Below are 10,538 nucleotides of genomic sequence, written 5' to 3' on the forward strand. Positions count from 1 at the left end.
TTTAGCTAAATAAATTCTAACTTTAAACCCCAAACCAAGAGTGATGAAGGATTTCCTCAAGAAGCTGCGAAGATATGAGATTGAGATCAGGAAGGCAATCACCTCACAAATGCAGGGAGATTTTCATTCGATCTTTAAAGGCTCCGGCCTGGAGTTTGACGACGTGCGTCAATACCAGTACGGAGATGATATCAGAACCATAGACTGGAATGTGACTGCCAAAGGGCACGGCACCTTTGTGAAAACATTCAAGGAGGAAAAGGAGCAGACGGTCTTCTTTATTCTCGACGTAAGTGCCTCTCAGGAAATTGGCGCCGACGGGCAGCAAAAGATAGATATTGGAAAAGAGCTCTGTGGGCTTTTGGCTCTTTCAGCCATTAAGGAGGGCAGCCAGGTTGGTGTGTTGTGCTATTCTGACCAAAAGGAAAAATATATCAAGCCAGCTAAGGGGCTAAGACATGCCTATCAAATTATAGATAGCTTGTTTAACCTGAAGCCATCATCAACAGGTACCAATCTAAACCTGGGCATAAGAAGCGCCATGAATATGATTCATCGCAAAAGCGTGATCATTATGATCTCCGATTTTGTGGACGATGACTATCAACAGGGCATTAAGGCTTTAGCAAAAAAACACGACCTTGTGGTGATCCACTTGAGCGACAGAAGAGAAACGCATTTCCCAAGGCTAGGCATAGTGCCATTGTACGACAAGGAAAGTAAAAAAACGATTTGGGTGAACACTTCCGCCCCTGCCTTTCGTAAAAAAGTAGAAACCATCTATCAGGGAAACCAGTATGATCTTGAGAAGTTGTGCAAGAAGAATCAGGCCAACTACCTTTCTATAAGTACCGAAGAAGAATACGTGCCAAAATTGATCCGTTTGTTTAGAGTGAGAAATAAAGTCAGGAAAAGTGGGTAAAACGACGGTTTGTTTCATGGCTGCATGGCTGCTTAGCTGGGGGGCACTGCATAGCCAATCGGTGAATGTTAAAGGATACTTTCTGGAGGACAGCGTGAAGCTGGGTAGCCCTGCTAGCTATGTGCTCGTGGCCGAGTACCCCGGCAGCATTAAAGTGCTATTTCCCGACTCCACGCATCGTTTTACTCCGTTCGAATTCAACAAACAAACGTTTTTTCCTTCCCGACTAAGAAATGGCTCCGTAGTGGATAGCGTCATTTATGAGCTTTCCACTTTTGAGCTTGAGCCCTACCAAAGCCTTCAGCTCCCTGTGTTTCGGCTGAGAGAAAAAGACAGCCTGAAGGTGATGTCTAATGTCGATTCACTGTTTATTGATGGCCTGCTGGACGAAATTCCTCAGGATGCCAAATTAAAAGAAACTGTGGGCTACAGTCCGCTGGATTTCGCTTTCAACTATCCCTACCTCGTTATTGGCGGTATTATCTTTCTGATCATTGTTATCACGCTTTTCCTTGTTTTCGGAAAAACGGTGAGGAAAAAGATCACCCTGTACCGGATGCGGAAGAAATACGAGAAGTTTTCCAATAGCTTTACTGAGCAGCTAAGAACGATAAGGAGCAATAACGATATCCATGAAGCTGAGTCAGCCTTTATTTCCTGGAAGAGCTACCTGGAGGCGCTCGAAAAGGTGCCCTACACGAAGCTGACGACCAAGGAAATTCTAAAGGGCGAGGAGAATGAAAAACTTCGAACAGCCTTGAAAAATATCGACAAGAATATTTACGGGCGAGTAGGCGATAATGAGCTCTTCAAGCAGTTTGAAGCATTGGAAGACATTTGCCAGGACAAATACAACAAGAAGGTAGAGGAGGTGAAACATGGATGAGGCAGCTATAAAGATGGCAGAGGAAACTCCGTGGTTCTTTCTGAAATGGTTCGCACCGTCAACATTTGAGAATTTTGACTGGGCTTTTCCAGTTGTGCTTTATCTGCTACCTGCCGTGCCCCTACTTTTCCTTTTGAAATGGCTGTTAACGTTCAAAAGGCAACAGAAGCTGGATATTGCGCTTACCAAAACCGACCTTAGATCAGATCCACTTAGCGTACTGAGGTTCTTGCCCGGTTTGGTATTATTCTTTACGTTCCTGCTACTCATCATCGCTTTGGCAAGGCCGCAGAAGACGAACGAAAAAGTGGAGCAGTGGACGGAAGGCATCGACATTATGCTGGTGATTGACATCTCAGAGTCCATGCAAATTCAAGATTTTGAGCCTAACAGGCTGGAGGCAGCCAAACAGGTGGCACGGGATTTTATCACCGGCCGGTTTCAGGACAGAATCGGTTTGGTGGTATTTTCCGGTGATGCATTTTCTATGTCGCCGCTGACAACCGACTACGACTTACTCAATGCTAATATTAACACTGTAACGTTCGACTTAATTGAAAGCCGGGGAACTGCCATTGGCAGTGCTTTGGCAGTGGGCACCAATCGAATGCGTGAGTCCGATTCCAAATCGAAGGTACTTATCCTGTTGAGTGATGGTGATAATACCGCTGGCAACATTGACCCCATCACTGCCGCCGAGCTGGCCAGGGCCTATGACATTAAAATTTACACCATTGCCATTGGAAAAGAAGGCCGTGTGCCTTTCGGTACCGACTTCTTCGGCAGGACACGCTTTGTGGAGAATACACTCGACGAAACTACGCTGCGGGAAATTGCCCGAATTGGTGAAGGCAAGTTTTACAGAGCGATCGACAACGATGCATTGGAAAGAGTATTCCAGGAAATTAATGAGTTTGAAAAGGCAGAAATAAAAACGACCCAATTCAAGGACACGACCGATTTTTATACGGTGTACCTGAAATGGGCCATTGCATTTTTATTGCTTTGGCTACTGCTCAAAAGCAGCTTTATGAGCAATATACTGAGGGACTAAAGCCTTCAGCTTCGGTAAAAGTGCTATTCGTCCTGATCAATTCTATCACCTTTCCCTCCTCCAAAATGAGCGTTAATAATTGGCAGCACCCTTAGTCCTTTCGGATTGTCCTTTACAATATTGATGAGACCGATTTGCATGCCACGAAGGCGATGGGTGGTGTTGATGATGCCGATACTCAGGCCATTCTGAGTACCCTGCACGGCATTAACCGCACTGATGGAAATTCCATTCAATGAACTATCCGATCCACTTTCTACCTTCAGGAAAATGGGGGCAACCGTAATGCCTGACACCTGCTGACCACCAATGGCCAGTGCCACATTGATACCCCTGATTTTCTTCGAGCCCATGCCTACACCAGCAAAGTTAATACCGGTAAGCGACTCTCCGGCGCCGATTCCAACAGCGGCCAAATTGATACCTGTCATTTTCTGACCGGCCCCCATGCCTATTCCGGCTACATTAAGGCCGATGGCATTCTCGGAAGCACCCAGGCCTACCAGGGCAAGGTTGATACCCTTCAGGCTCTCACCAGCGCCCACACCAATACCGCCGAAGTTAAACCCAATAGCATTGCCAGACGTGCCCATACCTACCCCACCAATATTAATACCTTTGATATCACCACCGGCACCAACACCCACCAGACCGAGGTTGAACCCTGCCACATCGCCGCCAGCACCTACTCCCACACCTCCGATATTTATTCCAGACAAGCTGTTACCAGCCCCAACGCCAATACCGGCGATGTTGATGCCCGACACATTTCTCCTGGCCCCAACACCAAATATCCCCAGGCTTATCCCGCTCCTGTTTTCGGAGCCCAATGCCAAAGGGACGCCAACAGAGATTCCATTCACATCACCAGTGTGAAGTTCGTCGTCCTTGGGTGCCCAGGCAGTAATATTGATCCCGTTGACCTTTTCAAGGTTGCTGTCTTTAAAATTGAACCGGATACCGGTGAAGCTTGGAAGGTTACCAAATCCGATGCCGCCTTTCTTTGAGGGAATGCCAAAGCCCTGAGAAAAGGCACATTGTGCTGAAAGAACCAGCACAACCACTGCTGAAATCGTAGTCTTTTTCATAGTCCGTTTTTGAGTTTTTATTGAATGGAAGATGTCCACCAGTTGGGGTAGGTTGCATGAGTACAATAGATTTCTCAAGTTTTTTTAGAACCTTTAAAGTAAAATCAAATCTGCGTTCGTCTACTTATTTGATGAACGAACCTGTTTCACTCACGATGACCGAAAGAAGATCTCAAAACATTGCTGAAGCATTAAAGCAATACGGGAAACGTCTGTTTGGCTTTATCAGATCGAGGGTGCGAACACTGGAGGAGGCTGAAGACATCACGCAGGAGGTGTGGTATCAATTCAGCAACCTGGTTGATGTGGAGTCGATAGAGCAGGTAAATGCCTGGCTATTCCGGGTAGCCAGAAACAAGATTACCGACAACTACCGAAAGAAAAAGGTCGATCTTCTGGACGATCAGACCTTCGAAGATGACGGCGACGGTGATTACATGCTGAGAGACCTTTTGCCGTCTGAGGAAGATGTGCCTGAGCTTGAAAACCTGAAAGAAATATTCAGGAAGGAACTGTTTGCAGCGCTCGAAGAGCTTCCTGTCAATCAACAGCAAGTCTTTATCTGGAACGAAATAGAAGATATGACTTTCCAGGAAATGTCAGACCTGACAGGAGAGAATATCAAAACTCTGATATCAAGGAAACGATACGCAGTGCAGCACCTAAGAAAAAAGCTGCTGCCGCTTTACAATGAATTAATGAATTAAAATAACATAGTTATGTATACTGAAAATAAGTTCAACCGTGGTAAACATTGGGCGAAGAAGATAGGCTTATTTGTTCTGCTTGCACCTCTTTTCGTGTTCGTCTTTGGCTTCGTAGTCATGACGCTGTGGAATTATACCCTTCCAGCCCTGTTCGGAATAAGTACCGTCACATTCTGGCAGGCGATTGCCATTACCATCCTTTCAAAAATCCTCTTTGGCGGGTTTCATGGTGGCAAGGGGCACAAACAAAGTCACAATAGAAGTGACTATTGGAAACACCGCTGGAAAAATATGTCAGAGGAAGAAAGAGAACGGTATAAAAACCGCTGGAAGAATTGGTGCGACACAAGGTGGGATGATGAGCGGAAGGATACTGAAGAGCAAAGCTGAGGTAAGAGTTCCCATGATTACCTTAGCGGAATAATCATCCCAATTCCTTCGGGCCCGAGGTTTACATTTTGTAAAATTCGGGCCCAATCTTTTTGAGCACCATGATGGGCGAAGTACATACTCAGATCAAAAACGAATAGAAAGCCACCTTGTAATAGTACACCCTTGCCAAAGCCGTTCAGTCTATCAGCCTGTGTCAATGCATTTTTTGATCTCTCTAACAGGTAAAAGCCGCCAGCCAAGTATGCTACATCCAGGGCAGTATTGACTAGAAATATTTTCTCAATTGAATGCTGCTCGCTATAAGCGGCTTGCCAATCAGCAGCACCGGCATTTCCTCTCATACTTTGCCACAAAGAAGCACCAGCCAGGCCAAGGTTAACGACATTCCAAATTGAATTCATTTGATAGAAGTACTTTTGAGAGCCTTCTGCTTTGCCCTGAAATATGGGGTTTACGGCAAGATTGCTGATCGCCCAACCACCGAGTATATACATACCAGTGGTGGTGATTTTGACTCTATTGTCATCCAGTGCCTGCCATGAAGCAGCTACCTCCAGTGCGCCATCTGGCTGCTGGCCAATAACCGTGTGAAATGAAAAAAGGAGCAGACAGCAAGCAAATAGTTTCATCTGTATAAAATTTACTTTTTAACGGCCAGATCGGTCGCTCGGCGAACCGCCGCCGAAGCGGGAATAGCCTGTACCATTACGAAATAGATCTTAGTCTGCTGACAGGTTATTCATCGTTCCACGCCGGTCCGTTGGGTAGGGTATTCCTTATGGCTATTTCATGCTTTGATAACACCAGGAAAGCTGAAAGGTTGGGTTGAAGGATGATTTCTTTTCAACCACCTTTTAATTCCACATTCTCCTCCACCAAAAAGGCCTTCCAGCTTTCCAGCTTTTCCTTTTTCAGTACCCGTGGAAACTTGTGCTGACCGCCCTCTTTACCCTGCGCTTTCATCCATTTGTAGAAGAGCTGCGAAGGAATCAACTCCACAAAAATCTCTTTCAGTGCAGCAGTGCGCTCCACTTTGTAATCGTCATTAATCTCCTTCAGCCTGGCATCTAGCTGCTCTTTGAACAATTTTGGGTCGGTGTCGTCCTCGATGCCGATATACCACCGATGCGCAAAAAGCGACCCGTACTTTTCGCCGGTGACAGTAAACTCCTTCACCCTGATATTCAGCTCATCCGACACCAGCTCCACCGCCTTGTTCATGTTGTCCATCGACAAATGCTCGCCGCAAAGGCTGAGGAAATGCTTCGTTCGGCCGGTGATCATGATCTCGCAGTCATCCTTAGATACAAACTTGATGGTGTCGCCAATCAGGTATCGCCAGGAACCCGAATTGGTCGAAATGAGCAGTGCATATTCCTTGCCTTCCTCTACCTCGTCAATTTTGTAGGTTTGCGGGTTGTCCACCATCTCCCCATCGGCCGTGAAGTTGGTTTCATTGAATGGGATGAATTCATAGAAAATGCCGTTGTTCAGCACCAGTCGCATTGACTTTGAAAATGGGATGTACTGGAAGCCAAAGAAACCCTCAGAGGCCAGGTAGGTTTCCATGTAAATGAGGGGTTTTGCCAGCAGCTTTTCAAAGCTTTTACGATAGGGATCCATCGAAACACCCCCATGAACGAAAATGGTAAGGTTAGGCCAGATATCGTGAATGGTTTTGACTTTGTAATGGTCAATGATCCTTTCCATAAGAATCTGAAGCCATGCCGGCACTCCTGAAATAATGCCTATGTCCCAATCCTTTGCCTTTAAAGTAATCTCAGCAATTTTTTCATTCCAGTCCCTTGTTTTGGCAATTCGCTTACCAGGCTTATAAAAGTGCTGAAACCAAAATGGAATCTGGCCTGTAGTTATCCCGCTCAAATCCCCCTCAAAATAAGATCCATTACGCTGAAGCTGCGTGCTGCCACCCAGCATCAATATGCCTGCAGAAAATACTTCGTCAGATACATTGTATTTGGAAAGAGTAAGAATCTGTCTGATGCTGGTCCGCTGGATCGACTTGATCATGTCCTTGGTGACAGGAATGTGCTTCGAGGCCGACTCTGATGTGCCTGAGCTGAGTGCGAAGTATTTTACCTTTCCAGGCCAGCAAATATCAGGCTTCCCCTGCATCAGCTTGTGCCACCAGTTGGCATACATGCTACTATAATTATGAACGGGTATACTCCGTTTGAATTCGTCGTAAAAATGGTCGCTGTGTTTGTGTTTGAAACTGGTAAGAAGTTCATTGAAATGGTAAGCCTGCCCAAACTCTGTACCTCTTGCTTGTATCAACAGCTTCCTGAGTTCCATCTTCTGAAGGTCGGCTGGAAACGAGTAATCCTGCTCTAAACTCTCCCTAAGTCTAATTCCCTTCTTTAATAGCTTTCCTATTATCTCCATAAACCGGCAGCAATTGAATTTATTTAGAAAGTTACACAACAAAACATGGAATGGGTAACTCCCTTGATTAATTTTGGATTACGAAAATCGCTAGAAAATGGATATTGATATTGGCAGAAATCTTCAAACTTTTTTAAGAACCATCGATCAAAGTAAAGCAAAGCTAGTTGCTGTTAGCAAAACAAAACCGGTGAGTCTGGTGATGAAAGCATACGACGCAGGCCAAAGGGAGTTTGGTGAAAATAAGGTGCAGGAGATGGTAGAAAAGTATGAGCAAATGCCGAAAGACATCCGCTGGCATTTGATTGGGCATCTACAGACTAACAAAGTAAAATACATTGCTCCATTTGTCCATTTGATTCACAGTGTGGACAGCGAAAAACTACTAAGAACCATCGACAAAGAAGCAAAAAAAGCCAATCGGGTGATCGATTGCCTGCTTCAGGTGCATATTGCCGAGGAGGAAACCAAGTTTGGTTTGTCGGATGACGAAGTGAAACAGCTGGCGAGCCCGGAGGTGGTAGACAGCCTGCCTAACATCCGTATCGTAGGTCTGATGGGCATGGCGACTAATACTGAAAGCGAACAACAAGTCAGAAAGGAGTTCCGTCATTTAAATACACTCTTCGAGGAATTGAAGTTGACAGTTGACCACGCCAGGGTCACCATGTCTGAATTGTCGATGGGCATGAGTGGAGACTATCTGTTGGCCATTGAAGAAGGTAGCACAATGATTCGTGTTGGAAGTGCAATTTTTGGTCAAAGGAATTATTCAGTCTAAATCGTAGTTTGTCACAACACCACCCAGCAGCAGATCAATCATGTCAGATTCAGTGAACAAGGATGCCAAAAGAACCCTTATCGTAGCTTCGGTCTTCGGCGCTCTTGCTGTGGGCATCGGAGCCTTCGGCGCTCATTCGCTCAAAGCACATTTGTTGGAAATTGGCCGGTTCGACACCTTTGAAACTGCTGTGCGTTATCATTTCTATCACACATTCGCCTTGTTGGCGGTTGGCTTGCTCCAGTTGCGCTTCAATAACAAATATCTCCGTTGGTCTGCCAATTCTTTTCTGGCTGGCATTCTGCTCTTCAGTGGCTCTCTTTATGCGCTGTGCCTGGCCCCCAGCCTGTCTTATCTGGGTATTATTACTCCCTTTGGTGGCCTATTCTTTATTGCAGGCTGGCTTATCACTGCTTTTGGCATCAGCCGCCAGTAAACCTTCAAATAGTTTTTGTCCTTTTGTAACAGCTAAGCCTCCGCTCGTCCGGTAAAAGAAAATATTTAGGCTAAAATATGAATAATTTAATTTTTTTTTATACTTTTCATATAACATAAATGGGTTAACTCCGTTAAAGCCATGTAGGTTGTTACTGAAATTGGAAATAGGTAGACAATCAAAAAGAGACTAACTGTTAAATAGTATATATGAATCCATTTGTTCACTCAGGTGAACGTCCCAGCTATGGAGTATAAAAGTTAAGGTTAGGTTGATTAGTATTAGTTGTCATAAAAAGTCTTCCCCTTTGGGGAGGACTTTTTTTATTTTCCATGACTGACGTTGGATCTGTCATAACTTTTCTTTGGATCAAGCAATAAATCTGGGGGCAACTTGGTATAGTTAAATTCGAAGGCAGCTAGATTAGCCTAGGGCTATCAGAAAGGCTTCCCCGGTCGTGTCCCCCGACCGACCGGAATTGCGAGCGATCTTGCCCTCACACTTAATGGGGCTTATTAATAGCAATACAATTAGACTTGCAAGCCCAATCTTGAGTGGCCGATTATTCCATGCGGCAGGTGACACGGGCACCGAGGCAATATAGATGACGTTATTCGGATTGGGCATTCTTTAGTACAATCACTCCCCAACTTTTCCGTTTGATCCCTTTTTGCGAAAAAATTTATGATTTAGTACCCCTTCTTGATAAAAAAGATATAACAATCTGATTTTTAGTTATTAATAACAATAAGTGTCAAATCTGAACTTCACTAAAAATATAACTATTTTCATATTTTTTAATACTTTTCCACAACAACAACGGCTTGAGTCCGTTGGTAAGGGGGTAAACCAAAAATTAAAAGCTATGTGGAAAAGAAAGAATTCAGTTATGTCAATGTGGGCCACCGGCCTTCTTTTATTAAGTGTTTTAGCATTTACAGGATGTAATAATGATGACGGTGACGAAGACCTGGGTGAAGGTACTATGGAAATACAAATGACCGATGCACCAGCGGACAATGACAACATAGACGCTGTCTTTGTGACGGTAACAAGTGTTAAAGTTGACGGCCAGGTGGTGGATGGGTTTGAGGGACCAAAGACGATTAATGTAATGGCACTTCAAAACGGAAAAACTGAAATGCTGGCCACTGATAAGTTTACTGCGAAATCGTATGAGAACATCACACTGGAGATTGATTCTGAGATGGATGAAGATGGAAATGCTCCCGGATCGTACGTTGAGATGGCTGATGGCACGAAGAATAAGCTAATGAGCAGTGACGGAGAAAAGGCTGAATATACATTCAAAGGTAGAAGCCGTGTGATGGCTGATGCAAAGTCTACAGTTGTGCTTGATTTTGACTTACGAAAATTCATCAGAGAATCTGACTCCGGTAGTGCATCCGACTTCAGTTTCGTCAACAAGTCAGACATTGATGGCTACTTGAGATTTTCAGACGAGGACAATGCCGGTAGCGTGAAAGGAAACTATGATGGCCAGGTTGCGGCTGACGAAAAGGTCATAGTTTATGCATATGAAAAAGGTAGCTTCAACGAAAGCCAGGAAACTGATGAGAATGCAGCTCTTCAGTTCAAAAAGGCAGTCGCCTCGACCGAGATACATGGCGCATTGACAAAATCTTTCAGCTTCTATTTTCTCGAAGAGGGAGAATATGAGCTCCACTTTGTTTCATATGAAGAGAATGAGGCCGGAGAAATGGAGCTTAATGGAATAATTGATGCTGAAAGCGAAACTAATGCGAACTTACTCAACAATGTTAAGATACAAGCCGGCGTTCAATTGACACTCAATGTGATTGCCAGTGGCATCTAAAGATAAAGGTTAGGTTGATTAGTATTAG

At 44.7% G+C, this 10,538-nt stretch carries 11 protein-coding genes; 8 read left to right on the plus strand and 3 right to left on the minus strand.

The window, feature by feature from the left end; all coding sequences use genetic code 11:
- The first annotated feature begins 43 nt into the window (after positions 1–43).
- From GC130_RS12830 to GC130_RS12840, 3 genes are read left to right on the plus strand one after another with little or no spacing between them, the layout of a single operon-like run.
- Positions 44–922, plus strand: coding sequence for a DUF58 domain-containing protein (locus GC130_RS12830; RefSeq protein WP_151998723.1), 879 nt, complete (start codon positions 44–46; stop codon positions 920–922).
- Between the two features lie 16 nt (positions 923–938).
- Positions 939–1,808: a hypothetical protein gene (locus GC130_RS12835; protein ID WP_151998724.1), complete on the plus strand. Its 870-nt coding sequence runs from the start codon at positions 939–941 to the stop codon at positions 1,806–1,808.
- Positions 1,801–2,862 carry a VWA domain-containing protein gene (locus GC130_RS12840; protein WP_226940465.1) on the plus strand — a complete coding sequence of 354 codons (1,062 nt, stop codon included), beginning with the start codon at positions 1,801–1,803 and terminating at the stop codon, positions 2,860–2,862. Before GC130_RS12835 ends, GC130_RS12840 begins: the two co-directional genes overlap by 8 nt.
- A gap of 23 nt (positions 2,863–2,885) precedes the next feature.
- On the opposite strand, the gene GC130_RS12845 is transcribed toward GC130_RS12840, so the two are convergent.
- The gene (locus tag GC130_RS12845; RefSeq protein ID WP_151998725.1) at positions 2,886–3,950 is read right to left on the minus strand and encodes an LA_2272 family surface repeat-containing protein; all 1,065 of its coding nucleotides are present in this window, start codon (positions 3,948–3,950) and stop codon (positions 2,886–2,888) included.
- A 155-nt stretch (positions 3,951–4,105) separates the two neighbouring features.
- Here GC130_RS12845 and GC130_RS12850 point away from each other — a divergent pair, with 155 nt between their 5' ends.
- Positions 4,106–4,657 carry an RNA polymerase sigma factor gene (locus GC130_RS12850; protein WP_151998726.1) on the plus strand — a complete coding sequence of 184 codons (552 nt, stop codon included), beginning with the start codon at positions 4,106–4,108 and terminating at the stop codon, positions 4,655–4,657.
- A gap of 12 nt (positions 4,658–4,669) precedes the next feature.
- A complete protein-coding gene (locus tag GC130_RS12855) occupies positions 4,670–5,047 on the plus strand; it encodes a hypothetical protein (protein WP_151998727.1) in 378 nt (125 codons plus the stop codon).
- A 17-nt stretch (positions 5,048–5,064) separates the two neighbouring features.
- Here GC130_RS12855 and GC130_RS12860 read toward each other — a convergent pair whose 3' ends face one another.
- Positions 5,065–5,679 (minus strand): hypothetical protein, encoded by a 615-nt coding sequence (locus tag GC130_RS12860; protein WP_151998728.1) that lies wholly within the window; start codon positions 5,677–5,679, stop codon positions 5,065–5,067.
- Positions 5,680–5,893: 214 nt separating this feature from the next.
- On the minus strand, positions 5,894–7,456 hold the full coding sequence (locus GC130_RS12865; RefSeq protein ID WP_151998729.1) for a GH3 auxin-responsive promoter family protein: 1,563 nt from the start codon (positions 7,454–7,456) through the stop codon (positions 5,894–5,896).
- A 97-nt stretch (positions 7,457–7,553) separates the two neighbouring features.
- Between GC130_RS12865 and GC130_RS12870 the strand changes: the two genes are divergently transcribed.
- The 3 genes from GC130_RS12870 (at position 7,554) to GC130_RS12880 (ending at position 10,510) form a co-directional block, all read left to right on the plus strand.
- The gene (locus GC130_RS12870) at positions 7,554–8,237 is read left to right on the plus strand and encodes a YggS family pyridoxal phosphate-dependent enzyme (protein WP_151998730.1); all 684 of its coding nucleotides are present in this window, start codon (positions 7,554–7,556) and stop codon (positions 8,235–8,237) included.
- Positions 8,238–8,277: 40 nt separating this feature from the next.
- Positions 8,278–8,673: a DUF423 domain-containing protein gene (locus GC130_RS12875; protein WP_151998731.1), complete on the plus strand. Its 396-nt coding sequence runs from the start codon at positions 8,278–8,280 to the stop codon at positions 8,671–8,673.
- Between the two features lie 865 nt (positions 8,674–9,538).
- A complete protein-coding gene (locus GC130_RS12880; RefSeq protein WP_151998732.1) occupies positions 9,539–10,510 on the plus strand; it encodes a DUF4382 domain-containing protein in 972 nt (323 codons plus the stop codon).
- Positions 10,511–10,538: the final 28 nt, after the last annotated feature.

Origin of the sequence: Imperialibacter sp. EC-SDR9, from assembly GCF_902498805.1 — a bacterium.
Classification (GTDB): domain Bacteria; phylum Bacteroidota; class Bacteroidia; order Cytophagales; family Cyclobacteriaceae; genus Imperialibacter.